This is a genomic window from Caproicibacter fermentans, assembly GCF_014303955.1.
GTDB classification, from domain to species: domain Bacteria; phylum Bacillota; class Clostridia; order Oscillospirales; family Acutalibacteraceae; genus Caproicibacter; species Caproicibacter fermentans.
Genome location: NZ_CP060286.1, coordinates 3,215,828 through 3,232,562, shown reverse-complemented (window position 1 = coordinate 3,232,562; position 16,735 = coordinate 3,215,828). Strand labels below are relative to the sequence as shown.

The 16,735-nt window shown below is 54.1% G+C and carries 16 protein-coding genes; 3 read left to right on the top strand and 13 right to left on the bottom strand.

Going from position 1 to position 16,735, the window contains the following annotated elements; translation table 11 throughout:
- Positions 1-44 precede the first annotated feature (44 nt).
- The 3 genes from HCR03_RS16055 to HCR03_RS16045 form a co-directional block, all read right to left on the bottom strand.
- Positions 45-347 (bottom strand): PTS sugar transporter subunit IIB, encoded by a 303-nt coding sequence (locus tag HCR03_RS16055; RefSeq protein WP_066642107.1) that lies wholly within the window; start codon positions 345-347, stop codon positions 45-47.
- Positions 348-424: 77 nt separating this feature from the next.
- Positions 425-877, bottom strand: a complete 453-nt coding sequence (locus HCR03_RS16050; RefSeq protein WP_066642098.1) for a PTS sugar transporter subunit IIA — start codon at positions 875-877, stop codon at positions 425-427.
- A 26-nt stretch (positions 878-903) separates the two neighbouring features.
- Entirely contained in the window at positions 904-1,647 is a 744-nt protein-coding gene (locus HCR03_RS16045; RefSeq protein WP_156989853.1) for a class II aldolase/adducin family protein, read from the bottom strand.
- A 374-nt stretch (positions 1,648-2,021) separates the two neighbouring features.
- Here HCR03_RS16045 and HCR03_RS16040 point away from each other — a divergent pair, with 374 nt between their 5' ends.
- Positions 2,022-2,858: a DeoR/GlpR family DNA-binding transcription regulator gene (locus tag HCR03_RS16040; protein ID WP_083209901.1), complete on the top strand. Its 837-nt coding sequence runs from the start codon at positions 2,022-2,024 to the stop codon at positions 2,856-2,858.
- A 14-nt stretch (positions 2,859-2,872) separates the two neighbouring features.
- On the opposite strand, the gene HCR03_RS16035 is transcribed toward HCR03_RS16040, so the two are convergent.
- From HCR03_RS16035 to HCR03_RS16000, 7 genes are all read right to left on the bottom strand, one after another.
- Positions 2,873-3,238, bottom strand: a complete 366-nt coding sequence (locus tag HCR03_RS16035) for a DUF1667 domain-containing protein (RefSeq protein ID WP_066642081.1) — start codon at positions 3,236-3,238, stop codon at positions 2,873-2,875.
- A gap of 13 nt (positions 3,239-3,251) precedes the next feature.
- Positions 3,252-4,502, bottom strand: a complete 1,251-nt coding sequence (locus HCR03_RS16030; RefSeq protein ID WP_187035352.1) for an NAD(P)/FAD-dependent oxidoreductase — start codon at positions 4,500-4,502, stop codon at positions 3,252-3,254.
- 1 nt (position 4,503) lies between these two features.
- A complete protein-coding gene (locus HCR03_RS16025) occupies positions 4,504-5,955 on the bottom strand; it encodes an NAD(P)/FAD-dependent oxidoreductase (protein ID WP_066642064.1) in 1,452 nt (483 codons plus the stop codon).
- 76 nt (positions 5,956-6,031) lie between these two features.
- Positions 6,032-8,119, bottom strand: coding sequence for a triose-phosphate isomerase (locus HCR03_RS20650; RefSeq protein WP_407926814.1), 2,088 nt, complete (start codon positions 8,117-8,119; stop codon positions 6,032-6,034).
- 29 nt (positions 8,120-8,148) lie between these two features.
- Positions 8,149-8,613, bottom strand: coding sequence for a ribose 5-phosphate isomerase B (rpiB, locus tag HCR03_RS16010; RefSeq protein WP_066642295.1), 465 nt, complete (start codon positions 8,611-8,613; stop codon positions 8,149-8,151).
- Between the two features lie 83 nt (positions 8,614-8,696).
- Positions 8,697-9,644 (bottom strand): transketolase family protein, encoded by a 948-nt coding sequence (locus HCR03_RS16005; RefSeq protein WP_066642057.1) that lies wholly within the window; start codon positions 9,642-9,644, stop codon positions 8,697-8,699.
- A gap of 1 nt (position 9,645) precedes the next feature.
- Positions 9,646-10,491, bottom strand: a complete 846-nt coding sequence (locus tag HCR03_RS16000) for a transketolase (protein ID WP_066642055.1) — start codon at positions 10,489-10,491, stop codon at positions 9,646-9,648.
- Between the two features lie 471 nt (positions 10,492-10,962).
- On the opposite strand from HCR03_RS16000, the gene HCR03_RS15995 reads away from it, so the two are divergent.
- Positions 10,963-11,742, top strand: a complete 780-nt coding sequence (locus HCR03_RS15995) for a DeoR/GlpR family DNA-binding transcription regulator (protein ID WP_066642286.1) — start codon at positions 10,963-10,965, stop codon at positions 11,740-11,742.
- Between the two features lie 315 nt (positions 11,743-12,057).
- A complete protein-coding gene (gene rpoN, locus HCR03_RS15990; RefSeq protein WP_187035350.1) occupies positions 12,058-13,386 on the top strand; it encodes an RNA polymerase factor sigma-54 in 1,329 nt (442 codons plus the stop codon).
- 86 nt (positions 13,387-13,472) lie between these two features.
- On the opposite strand, the gene HCR03_RS15985 is transcribed toward rpoN, so the two are convergent.
- The 3 genes from HCR03_RS15985 to HCR03_RS15975 all read right to left on the bottom strand — a co-directional run bounded on the left by HCR03_RS15985 (position 13,473) and on the right by HCR03_RS15975 (position 16,546).
- The gene (locus HCR03_RS15985) at positions 13,473-14,783 is read right to left on the bottom strand and encodes a TRAP transporter large permease (protein WP_187035348.1); all 1,311 of its coding nucleotides are present in this window, start codon (positions 14,781-14,783) and stop codon (positions 13,473-13,475) included.
- A gap of 19 nt (positions 14,784-14,802) precedes the next feature.
- Complete coding sequence (locus HCR03_RS15980) at positions 14,803-15,339, bottom strand: TRAP transporter small permease (RefSeq protein WP_066642045.1); 537 nt, start codon at positions 15,337-15,339, stop codon at positions 14,803-14,805.
- Positions 15,340-15,475: 136 nt separating this feature from the next.
- The gene (locus HCR03_RS15975; protein ID WP_066642043.1) at positions 15,476-16,546 is read right to left on the bottom strand and encodes a TRAP transporter substrate-binding protein; all 1,071 of its coding nucleotides are present in this window, start codon (positions 16,544-16,546) and stop codon (positions 15,476-15,478) included.
- Between the last annotated feature and the right edge of the window lie 189 nt (positions 16,547-16,735).

Below are 16,735 nucleotides of genomic sequence, written 5' to 3'. Positions count from 1 at the left end.
CCCTTTTCCCGTACAACCTCCGCAGCTACCAAAGCTCAATCCGGTTATTTCCCGGCCTTATGCAGTGCTTCAATCGCCTCCTCCATAAATTCGTCTTCGCCCATTCCGGTAATCAAGCCGATCGCGTTGAAAGCTGGCACGCCGCAGTTGTTGCTGATCGGGCTTGCATACGCGATCAGGTCGAAGTGCTCCCGGCTGCAGCAGCCTTCGACCTCGCTGGAATTGGCTTCGACCGTTTCCGCGTCGTAGCCCTTTTCCGCAAACAGATCCTTGAGTTTGCCGGCTACCATGTTCGAGGTCACCACCCCCGAGCCACAGATTGATAAAATCTTGATTCTTGTTGCCATAAACACACACTCCTTTTTTAGATAAAATCTATGTTAATACCTCGGCCGCGGCTTTGATATTAATCCATGAAAAGCGGTCAGACTTCAATGACGGGTTTGAGCAAACCATAAATTTCATCTTCGCTTTTTGCGGCGCGGATCTGATTGAGCAGATCCTTGTTCTGCAGCATTTTCATAATGCGGCGAAGCAGTGAAAGCTGATCTTTCGGGTCGCTGATGGCAAGCATAAACAGCACCTGGGGATGAAGCGTGACGTCGGGAGACCCCATCTGCTGAAATTCCACCGGGTGCTTCAGCACGGCGACGTTCATCGCCGGGGTAATCACGTGAGCGCTCACGGTATGGGGAATGGCAACATCATAAGCGACGGCCGGAAGCGCCGTCGGCGACTCTTGTTCGCGCTCCAGCACCGCATCCACAAAGCTCTCTTTGACAACGCCGGCCTCCACAAAATCTTCGGCCAGTATGCGGATTGCCTCTTCTTTGCTTTTTACATCAAGATTCAAACGGATTAAATTCCTGCTTAACATAACCGTATCCCCTTTTCTCTGTACTTTTAAAGCGGTCCGAGGTCAGCTGTTCTCGGAAGAACATCCGACGCGTTCTGCGGCCGGCTGACCCCACGCGGCAGCAGTCCGGTGGTAAAGCCGCCGGCCCGCCGGCGTTCATCCAGCCCCGCCAGCTGCTCCTCCGTCAGATAGCGGGCTTTTCCAAGAAGATGAAGGTTAAACGTAATCCTTGCATAATCCTCCAAAACCTCCATGCGGCGGTATGCCGTGGAAATGGAATCCCCCCAGGTCAGCGCCCCGTGATTGGAAAGAAGAACGGCGTTGTAATCCTTACAGAAAGGCGCGATGCTTTCGGGGACTTCGTCCACACCGGGCTTTGCATATTTTGCCACCGGCACGCTGCCAAGCTGCATCAGCGCTTCCATGAGCGTCGGCTCATCCAGCGCAACGCCCGCAATCGCAAATGTCGTCGCATAGATGGGATGGGCGTGCACAACCGCCATGACGTCCGGATTCTCCTGATAAACACGCAGATGCATCTTCACTTCGGAAGACGGCGTTTCATGCCCTTCTATGATGTTTCCGTCCAAATCGAGCTTCACCATGATATCGGGATTCATATCTCCCTTGGATACATCCGTCGGGGTGCACCAGATTTCATTTTCCGATACCTTCACCGAAATGTTCCCGTCATTTGATACCACATAACCGTGTTGAAACAATCCGCGTCCATATTTGACGATATCCAATTTTGCTTGCTCATCGGTGGGATAGTTATTTTGTACAAACATTTTATCGCCCCATTCTGCATTTTTGTTTATCTCGTCATTATTTGGATTTATGATGGATTATACCATTATTATGTTGGAGTGTCAATCATATTTAGGCAAATATTACGTAATTTCCCAAAAAATATTTGCATTTATAGGATATATATTATATAATTGTTATAAGCAATTTTGTTGTTATGTTGTTTTATATTGAATTCTTGTTTTTTTCGGACTGCCGGCCCGTGAAATTTTCAGTTGGAAAGGAGGGTGCAGCGTTAAGAGCCGAACAATCCGATGAACCCCGGGAAGCCATTGCCCACAAACTAAAAAAAGCGTTGAAAAGCGGCGGCAGCGCATTTCGGAATCCGCCGCAATCAGGAAAGGAGTCCTGCCCGATGTTATCGGTTACACGCAAACAGAAAATTAAAGATCTGATTCTGGAAAAGAAAAGCGCCACGGTTTCGGAGCTTGCCAAACTGTTCTCCGTAACGGACGAAACGATCCGGCGCGATCTCAGAAGTCTGGAATCGGAGGGAGTCTTGCTGCGTTCCTACGGCGGAGCCTTCGTACAGACAGGCGTTGAAAATCTGATCGACTACAGCATTCGTTCCACCGTCTACCTAAAGGAAAAAGGCATTATCGCCGAAAAATGCAGGAGCCTCATCCAAAACGGCGACGTTGTTTTTCTGGATCATTCAACGACCACTTTCGCAATTGCAAAGGCCGTAGAGGACATGAGGCTCACGCTGATTACAAACTCTTTGCCCATTATCAATCTTCTTTCCAAAAAGGAGAACATCCGCCTGATCGGCATCGGCGGGTTTTTCTCCCTCAAAGAGCTTGCTTTCTACGGCAGCAAAGCGCAGAAAGCCCTGAACGAGTATTATGTGGATAAATCTTTCTTTTCCTGCCGTACGCTTTCCATCGACCAGGGCGTTACGGATTCCAACGACGACCTGGCTCAGATACGTAAAACCATCCTTCAGCGCAGCAAAGAATGCTACCTGGTCGCGGACTATACAAAATTCAATCAGGCATCGTTCATCACCATCTGCGGGTACGACTGCCTGAGCGCAATTATCACCGACCGGCCTCTTTCTCAGGAATGGCACACCTCTCTTCAAAAATACGGCTGCCGCATCTACGACGCCGCGCCGGAACAAGCGGGCCCGGCAGACGGCGTAAATAAGAAAAGTGACGCCAAGAATGATAACCAGCCCAAATGCCGGTGATGAAAGCGCTGAAATCAGGAATCGCATGAGGCAATCAGGTCAACGCCCGTATCCAGCAAATTGCGGATGATTATGTCGCCCATCCTGACCGGGGAGCGCACCGTAACATGCCGGAGCAGCTCCATGGCCCGCGCGTGCTTGCTCAGCGCGAACGCCTCGGAGGAACGCACCGGAAGCAGAGCTTCCCTTCCGTCTTCGCAGCGAAGCAGCGCCGTACTGGTGATCACCCGTACGGGGCAGGTGATTTCCTGTCTGGCAAAAGCCTCGCCGCGCGGGCATTTGTTCCCCAAAACCCGGACCGTTTCCGCTTTTTCGTTTAACTCAACGGTTATGCCGCAGCTGTTCGGGCAGACCGTGCACACAAGTTTTCTGGTGTCCATCCAGGATTCCTCCTCATACGGATTCGATTTTCATAGTGATCTCGCCTTCGGCCTTTTGCAAAACAGCGGGCGTCAGGATCAGCTCTTCCATAATGCTCGGGATGTATCGGCGCGGTTTGCCCCGCAGCAAAACTTCTCCGGCGGATATAACCGTCAGGCGCGCACGGTCGCAGGGACGCCGCACGCGGAACATGACGGAGGTCTTTTCGCGCGAGCGAATGACCGAAGGAACCGTATAGCCGATCGGTTCCTCGCAGCGGATTTTCAGGTCCGCCGTACTTTCGCCCCGAACGCCCTTTGCATAAGCGGCCGCGGATTCCCCCGCGCGTTCCGCCTCCATTGTGACGTTATCCGCCAGGTCGTGCACGTGCAGAACGTTGCCGCAGGAAAAGACGCCGGGGACGCTGGTCTGCAGGCTGTCGTCCACCGCCGCGCCGTTCGTGCGGGGATTGAGCCTGACTCCGGCGCCGAGAGACAGTTCGTTTTCCGGGACCAGGCCGACGGAAAGAAGAAGCGTGTCGCACGGCACGATTTCAGACGTTCCCTCCAAAGGCCGCTGTCTGTCGTCCACTTTTGTCACCTCGACCGCGGAAACGCGGCCGTTCTTGCCGATGACGCGGGACACGGTGGTGGAGAGATGCAGCGGAATACCAAAGTCCTCCAGGCAGTTTTTGAGATTCCGGACAAGGCCGTTCGGATACGGCATCAGCTCATAAACGCCCTCTACTTTCATCCCCTCCAGACTCAGGCGGCGCGCCATGATGAGCCCGATATCCCCGGAGCCGAGAATGACAAACCGACGGCCGGGGCAGAAATTGTCGATGTTGATATAGTGCTGGGCCTGGCCGGCAGTCATAACGCCGGCGCAGCGGTCGCCTGGAATCTTGATTTCCCCCCGGGTGCGTTCGCGGCAGCCCATTGCGAGCACAACGGCTTTCGCGCGGATCACGGTAATTCCCGTCTCGTTCATGCAGACCACTTCCCTGTCGGGAGTGATTCTCAGTACCATGGTGGAAAGAAAAACTTTCACACCCGTATCCTTCAGCCGGTTGATAAAACGCTGTGCGTACTCCGGCCCGGTCAGCTCTTTCTTAAAAAGCCTCAGACCGAACCCGCTGTGGATACACTGCAGCAGGATTCCTCCCAGGCGCGGGTTTCGCTCGACTAAAGCGACGCTCGCGCCGTTTTCCTGCGCCTTCAGCGCCGCCCCCATGCCGGCGGGCCCGCCCCCGATCACCACAACGTCAAATTGCAGCTTATTCATATCAGCAGCCCTCCTTCAGCTTGGAGTAAACGATCTGAGAATCCGCCCCGCCGAGACTGATCTCAGTCGGGCTGAGCCCCAGTTCCCTCGCCATGATGCCGAGAACCTTCTGCTGGCAGAAGCCGCCCTGGCAGCGTCCCATTCCCGCCCTGGTGCGGCGTTTGACGGCGTCCACCGTCGTCGGTCTGGGGTTTCGGCGCAGGGCGTCGACGATTTCCCCCTCGGTCACGCACTCACAGCGGCAGACGATCCGGCCATATGCCGGGTTTTTATGGATCAGCTCATCCTGTTCCTCCGCGGTGAGCGTGCTGAAATCGACCGGCGGAGTGCGTGTGTCGATAAAGTCGTCCTTTTCAACCATCGGCACGCCGTAAGCCTTAAGCATTTGAACCGCATAGGCCGCGATCGCAGGGGAGGAAGCCACCCCCGGGGACTGGATTCCGGCAATATGGAACAGCCCTTCAACTTTTTGGGAGGGCCGAATGTAAAAGTCGTTGTTGTTTCCCACGACAACGGCGCGGTTGCCCGCAAACGTGCGGATCACTTTGCGGGTATCCAGCTTCTCGATCAGCCGGTTCGCGCTGGAAATCAGCTCTTCGATCCCATCGCGGTAGCTCGCGACGTCGTCTTTTTCCATCATGACCGCCGTGGAGCCGACCAGGATATTCCCGGAAACGGAATTCATGAGGACGACGCCCTTTGATTCGGGCTTTGGCACCGGATACAGCGTCATCACATCGCGGATCCCACAGTTTTTGTCCATCACCAGCAGGTCGCCGTGGCGCGCGCGAATGGTGAATTCATCCGCGCCGGCCAGCCGCGCCACGTCGTCCGCGTGCACGCCGGCGCAGTTAAGAACATACCTGCCGGCAATCTCCCCTTTCGGGATAGTAACCAGGAACCCGCCGCCCTCCGCTCTGCGGATCGCCGTAACAGGGGAGGAAAGATACAGCCGAACGCCGTTGGCGACCGCGTTCTCGCAGAAAGCAATCGCGACTTCAAACGGGTCCACCATTCCCGTGTGCGGGGTATAAAGAGCATATTTCGCCTTCCGGTTTGTCTCCGGTTCCAGGTCGAAGATGCGGTCTCCGCCGATCAGCTCCAGGTCCGGAGCTCCGTTCAGCCGGCCGCGTTCCAGCAGCTTCTTTAAAACGGCGAGATCCTTTTCGTCGAAGCCGACCACCATCGAGCCCTTTTTCTGAAAACGGAACCCCAGCTTTTCGGAAAGAACGGGGTACATCAGGCACCCCTTGCTGTTTAAAAGCGCTTTCAGGGTTCCGGGCACAGGATCGTCTCCGGCATGGATCAGGCCGCCGTTCGCTTTGGTCGTACCCGCCGCAACATCGGCGGATGCTTCGCATAAAGCGACCTTCAGCCGGTATTTGGAAAGCTCCCGCGCGATGGCGCAGCCGGTTATCCCGCCGCCGATAATGATCATGTCATATTGCTGCAATTCACACACCTCGATCAGTTTTCGTGTTGTCCGCCGGCCCGTAGGGGCAACCGGCCGGCAGGTTCTTGAAACGCGTCTACCCGTCGCGCCCGAATCGTTCCAGCGCGGCGCGCAGCTCCTCGTGCTCCCTCGCGGCATTCTCCACAGGGACGCGCGCCATCGCGGCATCAATTGCCTGGCGCATGGCCCGCGCGCCGGCGGCCGCCCCCATCGGATGCCCCTGAACGGAACCGCCCGCGCCGAGAATCATATCAGTCCCCAGATCCTTCACATAGCGTTCGACAATGCCCGGGTGCACGCCGCCGCCCGCAATCGGCATGGAAGGTTTCAAATGATAATACGGCAGGGACATCTGATGCGCCGCCTGAATATATTTCTGGTATTTCAGCGGGTATCCGCCGTACGGAGTATTCATCATGATCAGATCCGCGCCGGCCATTCTTGGAAACAGCCCGGTGACAAACGGGGACGAAAGACCGCTGGCAACGCCCTCGAACAGCGGTCCGCTGCCCGCATAATGAGCCAGAACCGGTACCCCCACGCTTTCCGAAAGCGCGCGTACCACGCTGTAGCCGACCGCGGCATAGCTGACCATGACGGCTTTCGCGCCGGCCTCGACACAGCGCTTCGCGTTGTCAAGCACGCGGTCCGCGCGGTCCGTCACATTGCAGATGTAAATCGCGCGGTGCCCGGTTTTTTCATACGCTGCGTCAGAGGCTTTCCCATACGCTTTCACCCGCTGCGCCGCAGGGCAGAATTCCGGATTGCCGAGCAGCTCGTCGTCCTTGATGAAGTCAACGCCGCCCAGAGCCGTCTCGTAAAAAATCTTCGCTCCCACGTCCGGCGTAAAACCGGTGCAGGGTTTGATCATGTTCAAAAGCAGCGGGCGCTCCGGCTCCCCGGTCAGCCTGCGCAGACCCTCGATCCCGAACCGCGGCCCCCGGAACTCCCCGACAAAGCTTCTCGGAAGCTGCAGATCCACCAGCTTCACCTGAGCGGAAGTGGAAGCGTCGTTCCCGAGCAGCGTCACCAGCATCTGCGGAAACTGCGCCCCGAAATTGGACACCGGATATGCGAGCTGAATCAGGTAGGCGGCCGTCTCCGTTTGCACCTGAGTGGAAAGGTCGCACGGGGGAAGGTCAATGATATTGACCACTTTCCCCATATGCTTTTCCCTCATTTCGTCCGTAATTCCCGGAACCGGGACCCAGGTGCCGATCGTCTGGCCCATTGCCATTCCCGCCGCCTTTTCCACCACGTCGGCTTCCTTCGGCAGCTCAAGATAGTAGGCGGCAAGAACGTAATCCAGATCGCGGATGGACTCATTCAGCGCGTAAAGCTGGGACGGCTTCATTCGGCACCCTCCCCCCGCGCGTTTTTCTTCGAACACCGGCAGCACCTTGCGGATGACGGCGTTGAAGTTGTCCGCGTCCCATGCGCTGCGGCCGATGAACAGCCCGTCGATCCCCGGCATCCAAATCAATTCCTCTGCATTTTGCGGGTTTACGCTTCCGCCGTAAAGAACGGGAACATCCCCGCCGGCCTCGGCGCCGAACAGCTCTGTCAGCGTCCTGCGAATCACCGTGTGGATCTGATCGGCATATTCCTTGGAGGCGGGCACGCCGTTCACCCCAATGGCCCATACCGGCTCGTAGGCGATCCGGATTTTTCTCGCCTCGCAGGGCATGACGCCGTACAGGCCGATCTTCAGCTGGGTGCGGATCACTTCCTCTGCGATTTCGAACCCCTTTTCGCCGGCGGTCTCCCCAACGCAGAGCAGCGGGGAAAGCCCGGCCTTCAGAGCGCATAAAACCTTTTTGTTTTCTTCTTCATTCGTTTCACGGAACACATGGCGGCGCTCGGAATGTCCGACCATGACGAGATCCACGCCGGCTTCCTGAAGCATCAGCGGAGAAATCTCCCCGGTGAACTGCCCCTCCTCTTCCCACGCCATGTTCTGCGCGCCCAGGGAAACGCTCTGTCTCGGAACGCTTTCCCGCGCAGCCGCGAGGGACGGATAGGAAGGGATGACAAAGAGCTCCATCCTGTCGCGTGAAATATCCTTCGTCAACTGGTTCAGCCTTTTTAAAAACGCCACAGTCTGCGCCGTGGTCTTGTACATCTTGGTGTTGGTGCCCAAATAAATCTTTTTCCTGCGGTCCATGAAAAGCCCCTTTCTGTTATGATCAGCAGCTACCGGAAATTTTCAGCTTCAATCCCGGAGATTTCCTCCAGTTTGACGGTGGAACGGCCTCCCTTGAATTCCAGCGGAAGCCACTCGTCCACGATTTTTTTCGCAAGCTCCGGTCCGATGACTCGGGCCCCCATGCAGAGGACGTTTGCGTTGTTGCTCAGCGCGGCGCGCTCCGCGGAATAGGCGTCGTGGCAGACGGCGGCGCGAATTCCCCTGAACTTGTTCGCGCACATTGCCATGCCGATCCCCGTGCCGCAAATCAAAATCCCGCGTTTGTTGTAACCGCTGTCGATGATCTTCCGGCAGAGCCGCTTTGCAACGGTCGGGTAATTGGTTGGGTCGCCGGATTCGTCGCAGCCGACATTTTCCACCCGGCAGCCTTTTTCCTCCAGATAGCCGGCAATCGTCTTTTTTAACTCCACTGCGGCATTGTCGCAGCCGATCACGACCGTATTCCGATTCATACTCCATAGCTCCTTTTCCGTCATTTCAGATATTCCGTCAGGGATGATGCGGCCGGGTTTCAGGCTCCGGCGCATCCGGCCCGTTACGACCGTTCCATAACCTTCCGCGCGGTTTCCGCAATGTGGTCGGCATTGAGCCCGAATTCGTCGAGGAGGTCCTGCGCCGGGCCGGAGTGACCATATTGGTCGTTCACCCCGATTTTAACGACCCGCACCGGGCATTCCCCGGAAAGAACGCCGCAAACCGCGTCTCCCAGTCCGCCGATCACGCTGTGCTCTTCCACCGTGATGATTTTTCCGGTTTCCCTCGCCGCCCGTACGACCAGTTCCCTGTCAATCGGCTTGATCGTATGGATGTTGATCAGTCTGGCGTCAACGCCCTGTCTCTCCAAATTTTTCACCGCTTCCAGCGCGCGCGACACCATCAGTCCGGTGGCGATAATCGTAAGATCTTTGCCGTCCCGCAGCGTGATGCCTTTGCCAAGCTCGAAACTGTAGCCGTCCGAATTGTTGAAGCTCTCCACCGCGAGCCTTCCCAGGCGGATATAAACCGGGCCTTTCCACTCAACGGCCGCTTTCACCGCCGCCTTCATCTCGTAGTGGTCGGCAGGGTTGAGAACGACCATCCCCGGCACGGTGCGCATCAGGGCGATGTCTTCACAGCACTGGTGAGTTGCTCCGTCTTCCCCGACGGAAACGCCCGCGTGGGAACCGACGATTTTTACATTCAGCCTCGGATAGCCGACGGAGTTGCGCACCTGTTCATAAGCGCGGCCCGCGGAAAACATCGCGAAAGAGGTGGCAAACGGAATTTTACCGCAGGAGGCCAGGCCGGCCGCCACACCGACCATATTGCATTCCGCGATGCCGCAGTCGATAAAACGCTCCGGATATGCGTCCCTGAAGAGCGCCGTCTTGGTCGCTTCCGCCAAATCCGCGTCCAGAACGACCACACGCGGATATTCTTCCGCCAGCTCCCTCAGCGCCTCTCCGTAGCTTTCTCTGGTCGCCTTTTTCACCTTTTCCGCCATATTATTCCGCCTCCAGTCTGCGCAGTATCTTGTTCAGATCATTCCTGGCCACCGCATACTGTTTGTCGTTCGGGGCTTTTCCGTGCCAGCCGGCCTGGTTTTCCATAAAAGATACGCCCTTTCCTTTTACCGTCTTTGCGAGGATGGCGCAGGGGTTTCCCCTGACGGTTTTTGCGTGATTCAGCGCCTTTTCGATCTCGTCGAAACTGTGACCGTCGATCGTTTGAACGTCGAAGCCGAAGGCGCGGAATTTCTCGTCAATCGGAGCCGGCCCGGCGACTTCCTCAACGGAGCCGTCAATCTGCAGTCCGTTGTTATCCACAATCACACAGAGATGATCCAGCCGGTGGTGGGCGGCAAACATTGCGGCCTCCCAGATTTCGCCCTCTTCAATCTCCCCGTCCCCCAGCAGGGTGAAAACGCGGTAGTCCCTGCGGTCCATCTTGCCGGCAAGCGCCATGCCGCAGGCTGCGGAAAAGCCCTGCCCCAAAGAACCGGTGCTCATGTCTACGCCCGGCGTCCCCTTCATATCCGGATGCCCCTGGAGCATGGCCCCGATGCGGCGCAGCCGACTGATCTCCTCCATCGGGAAATATCCCTTTAAGGCAAGCGCCGCATACAAGCCCGGCGCGCTGTGTCCCTTGGACAGTACAAAGCGGTCCCGGTTTTCATCCCCCGGATTCGCCGGGTCCACCCTCATCTCCCTGAAATACAGGTATGTAAAAAGGTCGGCGGCCGACAGACTTCCGCCCGGATGTCCCGATTTGGCGCGATATACCCCTTCGATTGCGCCTAGCCTCACCTTGCAGGCAAGGATCTGAAGCTTCTTTTTTTCCGCTGCGTTCATTTTTTTCCATCCTTTCCGGCGGCGGTCCGATTTAATGAAACGCCAAAATTTTATAAGTTTTAAGATCACTTCCTGTGTGATATGCCCTGCATTCGAACACAATTATGAGCTGAATCGAACACTAAGTCAATACAAAAAAACAATTTCGTTGTTATTATCGAGATAGTTCTTTAAAATATGTTGCTTTTTACAACAGTATCAAACAATTTATTAAAAGTCGAACATATATGTAACAAAATTTAGATTAAAACGAACATATACATGTTTGATCAGGTGGACATCAATCAAAAAAATGGAAATCGGTTGATTTCTTTCAGAAATTTGGTATAATGATAGTATCAATTTATAACGTTACAGCATTTCCAATTTAGATTGGACATGTCCCTCCCCGCCGAATGCGGGGGAGGGACATAAGTAACTTCTACAATTCAACTGGAATTGCTGTAAGTAAAGAAACTTGGGTATGTGGACATGAAAAACCGAAGTAAACGGCTCAATCAATTAGTCGCGATTTTAAAAGAAAATGAAACCGTGTCGGTCCGGCGGCTGGCCGAGCTTCTCGGCGTTTCCGAAATGACCATCCGCCGCGATCTCGACACGCTGAAAAGCGAAGCCATTGTGGACCGCAGCTATGGAAGCGCAACCTATCGTCGAAACAGCGTCGTCGAGAACACCGTTTCGAATTACGAGCTGTATTCGGCAAAAATACAGCAAAACGAAGAAAAGGACCGGATCGGGAAATTTGCGGCAACCCTGATTGAACCGGGCGACGTGGTCATCATCGACTCCGGCTCCACCGCGGACAAGCTCGCGCGGTACATGCCGGAAGACATGGATATTACGGTGCTCTGCTACAATTACAACGTGCTCTCCTGCCTCATCAATAAAACGCTGACCAAGCTGATTTTTCCAGGCGGGTATTACCACCCGACCGAGCAGCTGTTCGAATCCCCCCAATCCATTGAGCTGATCGGGGAAATCCGGGCGACCAAGGCGTTTATTTCAGCCACCGGCGTCCATGAAAAGCTGGGAATAACCTGCGCGAACAATTACGAGGTCCCAAACAAGCGCACGGTCATCCAGTCCGCGCAGACAAAAATCCTGATTACGGATTCCAGCAAGTTCGGCAAGGTAAGCCCGGCTTATTTTGCTCAGCTCAATGAAATGGATATGATTATCACCGACAGCGGACTGTCCTCCGACTGGAAAAGCTTCATCGAACAGGCTGACATTGAACTTTCGCTCGTTTAAAGGCTTACGCCCGTTCGGGAAGCATCCGCCGGCGGATATGAAAAAGCAGGCTGTCGGCGGCATTTCGTGCCCGAACAACCTGCGTTTTCAGTGACGGGGACTTGATGGAAGCTCGAATGTCATTTGATCAGCGGCCGCGGCCTTTCACCGGATAACCATATGTTTGATCCTCGGCATATGGCTTTTAATCCTAATTTTCCATGAATTTGATGCTTGCTTCGAACCGGCTTTGCTCTCATTTTCCGAATTGTTATTATGATACGGCAAATTGCTGCTATATTGAACTTGAGAGATGAAAGCGGGGAGGAATTTGGGATGGACTTACTGCAGGAAATCAGCCAGAAGCAAACGTTGTCGCTCCTGCAGACTCAGTCGCTGAAGATTCTGATGATGAACAACAGCGAATTGTATGATTTTTTGCAGCGCGAGCAAATGGAAAATCCCGTGCTGGAGCTGGAAGGCGGTTCGGAAGAGGAGAAGATCCGTTCGGTCGGCGATTGGTTTTGCCGTCAGGGACACGGCCCCGAGAGCATTGAATGGGACGATGAGGAGCGGGAGCCTGCACGGAAAGAAGACCAAACGATTTCTTTGCAGGAATCACTGAAATCCCAAATCAGGCTGCGTATGTATACAAAGCGGGAAATCCAGTTGATTCAGTATATCATCGACCTTCTGGATGAGGACGGCTATCTCACGGTTTCGGCGGACGAAATCAGTTCCCTTACAAACTGCAGCCCGGATCAGGTGCGAAAATGCATTGACGCGGTTCAGGGCATGGAGCCCGCCGGAGTGGGGGCCGGCAGCCTTTGCGAGTGCCTGCTGCTCCAGCTGGAGGCAAAAGGCCTTTGGGACCGCAATCTTGCTTCGATCGTAGAAAATCACCTGCCTGAGGTCGCCTATGGCCATTATCATAAACTAGCACGGCAGCTTTCTCTTCCGATCAAAGAGGTGAAAGAATACGTTGCGGTCCTTCACACCCTGAACCCGCGCCCTGGCAGCGGGTTTGGATGCCCGGAGAATCCGGCTTACATCATACCGGACGTCTTAATCGACCGGCAGGAAGACTCCTGGGAGATTACGCTCAATGACCGGTGGATCGGATCCGTCGGCGTCAGCAGAATGTATGAAGCTCTGTATCACCATTCGAAAGACCCGGGCACGACGGAGTACCTGAAAGAAAAAATCCGGCGGGCGCAGTTTATTGTGAAAAGCGTTGAGCAAAGGCGCAATACCCTTCTTAGAGTGACGCGCGTGGTCCTCGACAGGCAGAAAGAGTATTTCGAGGGCAGAGGTCCTTTGGCGCCGCTGAATCTCAGCATGGTGTCGAGCGAGCTGAAGCTTCATGAATCGACCGTCAGCCGGGCAATTCGGGAAAAATATCTTCAGTCGCCCGCTGGCACGCGTCTGTTTAAGGACTTTTTCAGCGCCGGCGTGGCGTCCTGCGGAGAAACGATGAGCAGCCACGCGGTCAAGGAAATGATTGTCAGGCTGATTCGGGAGGAAGACGCTGCCAGACCGCTTAGCGACAGCGCGCTTGCGGAAAAGCTGAAGGGATCGGGAGTTAACCTATCACGCAGAACGGTTGCAAAATACCGCGATGAGCTGAAGATCAAAAACGCCTTTGAACGCAGAAGTCTGAAATAAAGAAAAGTGGAACCGCTCTCTCCGGAGCGATTCCATTTTTCTTTTGCGTTAAGGCCAAAGTGAGGTGATTGGAAAGGAAAGTTTGTTTATGCCAGCAGGTTCGGAATGAAAGTGGAAATTGCAGGGATATAGGTGGTCAGCAATACGACGACCAGGCTGGCGATAACAAAGGGCATAACATCTTTTACAATATCCACATACCGCGCGCCGGAAATTTTCTGGGCCATGAATACGGAGCTGCAGAAGGGAGGCGTTATGAATCCAACGCTCAGGTTGACAAGAATAATGGCGCCGAAGTGGATCGGGTTGATTCCCATTGCCGTTGCGGTAGGCAGCAGAAGCGGAACGATGAGCAGGATCGCGGCGTTAATATCGATCAGCATTCCGGCAATCAGGAAAATGACATTGGCAAAGATCAGGAAGACGGCGCCGCTCGCAATATGGGCGGTGACAAAAACTTTGATCGCTTCCGCAATGCCGATCATGGAGATGACGCGGCCGGAACAGTTGGAAAAATCGATCAGAATACAAATAGCCGCGGTTGAGATCGCCGCATTTAAAGTTAGGCCGAGGAATTTGGAAGTCAATTCGTTTTTATGAAATATCTTTTTATACAGGAAAAAGATCATTCCGTAAACGACAGCGACGGCACCGGCTTCGGTAGCGGTAAAAATGCCGCCGTAGATTCCTCCGAAAATAATCACGGGCATAATCAGCGCGGGAATGGAGCTCAGAAAAGCCGTTCCGACGTTTTTTATGTAAAGGGGAAAAGTAATCCGGACCGTGCTTTTTTCTTCCCTGCGCCCCTGCACAAAGTAGTTGATTCCCATAAAGGCGACGATGCAGATAAGAGCGGGTCCGACGGTGCTCATCCATACCTGAGAAATACTGACCGAGGCGCACAAACCATACATGATTCCCGGTACGGACGGCGGAATTAAAATTCCCAGAAAGCTTGCCGCGGCAGCCAGCGCCGCACAGTAGCTGGCCGAGTACCCCTTTTTCTTCATTTCCGGGACCATGATGCCGCCCACACAGCTGATGGTCGCGAGGCAGGAGCCGGTCAAAACGCCGAACGCCGCAGAAGTCAGAATGGTTACGGCGCCCAGGGAACCGCGCAGGCGCCCCACCAGGGAATCGATCAATTCAATCAGCGCGGCCGCGATGCCGCTGTATTGCATGATTGCGCCCGCAAAAATAAACAGCGGAACGGCAAGCAGCGGAAAGCTGTCCAGACCGGAAAAGGCGACCGTGCAGAGAATTTTACTGCTTAAGCCGTCGAAGAACAGTACGGCCAGCGTTGCCATGCCGATAGAATACCCGACCGGAACTTTGAAGCACATGGCCAGACCAAGGAAGAACAGCAGAAAAATACCGAGTAATGCCAATGGGCTCATTGTTTTTATCCTCCTTTAATCAAGCACTCTCCGTTGCTTCATCATTTGTTTGATAGGAATAAAAGAGACGGCAAATATCGTGGTAGGCCATCAGAATGCTGCCGATCAGAATACTGCTCATCGGAATCAGCATGTTGATGTGCATGCTCGCAGAAACCTGCGGGTGCACTGCGATGCTTTGAAGATAGTCAAAATAAAGATAAGAGAACAAAACGATAAAGAGGAACGTAATCAGAATCGCAAGCTTATTAAACAGCGCGATCACCTTTTGAGGATTTTTGCATTTTTTCTCGGCGATCGTGTCCACAAGGTCGATTCCGATGTGCTCCTTGGTCGCAAACGCGCGGGCGGCCCCGATAAATGTCAGAGCCACAAAAAGATACCGCGCGAGCTCTTCGCACCAAGGGGAGGAAATCATCAGAAGATAACGGCAGACGACCTGAATCGCAATGCTGCCGACCATGGCGACCAGCGAAACAACCAGAAAGATATTCTCCACGGCGACGATGCCGTGTTCAATTTTACGGAAGGTTTTTTCGGCGCTTTTTTTCTGCATATCAAGTACCCTCACATCCCAAATGGATTTAAAAACGGTTTTTAAAGAAAACAGCAGCAGACGGATTGATTCAATTTTGGAATCCGCCGCTGCTTTGTTTTCCTTTCACAAACGTTTGAATCGGCGAGATTCCGGCTTAAACGCCAAAATCCTTATTGATTTTTTCCATGATGGAGGAATCGAACTTGTTGTTATAGGTGGACCACAGGTTTACCGCAACTTTCTTCAGATCTTTATAGAATTGGGAATCTTCTTTCACTTCGTAGGTCTTGAATTTACCGTTCTTTATAATGGTTTGAGTGTCGGCGCGCATGGATTTGCGGAAGCTCGCGCCGGCTTCCGTCGCGGCCTTTGTAAATGCGGCCTGCTGCGCGGGGGTCATTTTGTCCCAGAAGGACTGGCTGCATACAATGGACGCGCCGGAATACATGTAATTTAGCATAGTCACATATTTAATGTCGTCAAGAACGCCCATGGATTTCAGATTGTAAACCGAGTTGTCAACGCCGTCCACGGTTTTTTGCTCGAGCGCCGCGAGGGTTTCGCTGGTGCTGATCGCGGCGGGAATCGCACCGCAGGCCTTGTAGAAGTCCTGGCACGCGTCAACTTCCGGCACGCGGATTTTCAGGCCCTTAAAGTCGTCCATGGATTGAATCGGGCGCGATACGGTACCGCATTCGCGGAATTCATTTTCCGTAGCCGCCACACGAACAATTCCCTTCGCGGCCATCTCTTTGGTCAGCTCCTGCCCGATCCATCCGTTGATATAATATTTGTCAACCTGATCGTAAGAGGTAATCATAAACGGAAGCCATGCCCAGCCGAGTCCGCCGATTGACGAATCGATTCCCATGTCCGCGATCAGGCCGACATCCAGGGTTCCAAGCTGGACCATTTCCGTCATTTCACGTTCTCCGCCCAGGCTGCCGCCTGCGATTTTTGTTCCTTTTATCGTGCCGCCGGAGTACTGGTCGCACAATTTAATCAGCAGGTCCATCGTGGTGTCCTGGACGCCTTCCCCGGAATGAGTATTGTTAACCTTGAATGTAACCGCTGGGTCCTTTGAAGCGTCACCCCCCGACGCGGAGGATGCGGCGCCGCCCGGATTTGAGGCGGTCTGCGTTGACGCCCCTGAGCCGCCGCAGGCACTCAGCAGGGAAGTTGTGAGAAGTGCAAAGGTTAAAAACAGTGCAAGTTTCCTTTTCATAATACAAACTCCTGTTCTAATTATTTGCGCCTTTACAAATGCCTGCAAATCGGTCAAAGCGCGAAACCCGGTTTTGCAGCAGTGAACAGGCACTGATTTAGTATAATAGCAAAATCTGTGCCATTTACATACAAATCGTCAAAAAATGCAGATACATTAAGAAAATTATAGATAAAATACGCCAATACA

Excerpts from the sequence above, each read along its gene's own strand:
- HCR03_RS16050 (WP_066642098.1), bottom strand. The coding sequence starts at position 877 with ATGTTAAGCAGGAATTTAATCCGTTTGAATCTTGATGTAAAAAGCAAA.
- HCR03_RS16005 (WP_066642057.1), bottom strand. The coding sequence starts at position 9,644 with ATGGCGGAAAAGGTGAAAAAGGCGACCAGAGAAAGCTACGGAGAGGCG.
- HCR03_RS15975 (WP_066642043.1), bottom strand. The coding sequence starts at position 16,546 with ATGAAAAGGAAACTTGCACTGTTTTTAACCTTTGCACTTCTCACAACT.
- HCR03_RS15985 (WP_187035348.1), bottom strand. The coding sequence starts at position 14,783 with ATGAGCCCATTGGCATTACTCGGTATTTTTCTGCTGTTCTTCCTTGGT.
- HCR03_RS16030 (WP_187035352.1), bottom strand. The coding sequence starts at position 4,502 with ATGAATAAGCTGCAATTTGACGTTGTGGTGATCGGGGGCGGGCCCGCC.
- HCR03_RS16045 (WP_156989853.1), bottom strand. The coding sequence starts at position 1,647 with ATGTTTGTACAAAATAACTATCCCACCGATGAGCAAGCAAAATTGGAT.
- HCR03_RS20650 (WP_407926814.1), bottom strand. The coding sequence starts at position 8,119 with ATGGACCGCAGGAAAAAGATTTATTTGGGCACCAACACCAAGATGTAC.
- HCR03_RS15980 (WP_066642045.1), bottom strand. The coding sequence starts at position 15,339 with ATGCAGAAAAAAAGCGCCGAAAAAACCTTCCGTAAAATTGAACACGGC.
- HCR03_RS16040 (WP_083209901.1), top strand. The coding sequence starts at position 2,022 with ATGTTATCGGTTACACGCAAACAGAAAATTAAAGATCTGATTCTGGAA.
- HCR03_RS16000 (WP_066642055.1), bottom strand. The coding sequence starts at position 10,491 with ATGAACGCAGCGGAAAAAAAGAAGCTTCAGATCCTTGCCTGCAAGGTG.
- HCR03_RS15995 (WP_066642286.1), top strand. The coding sequence starts at position 10,963 with ATGAAAAACCGAAGTAAACGGCTCAATCAATTAGTCGCGATTTTAAAA.
- HCR03_RS16035 (WP_066642081.1), bottom strand. The coding sequence starts at position 3,238 with ATGGACACCAGAAAACTTGTGTGCACGGTCTGCCCGAACAGCTGCGGC.
- rpoN (WP_187035350.1), top strand. The coding sequence starts at position 12,058 with ATGGACTTACTGCAGGAAATCAGCCAGAAGCAAACGTTGTCGCTCCTG.
- HCR03_RS16055 (WP_066642107.1), bottom strand. The coding sequence starts at position 347 with ATGGCAACAAGAATCAAGATTTTATCAATCTGTGGCTCGGGGGTGGTG.
- rpiB (WP_066642295.1), bottom strand. The coding sequence starts at position 8,613 with ATGAATCGGAATACGGTCGTGATCGGCTGCGACAATGCCGCAGTGGAG.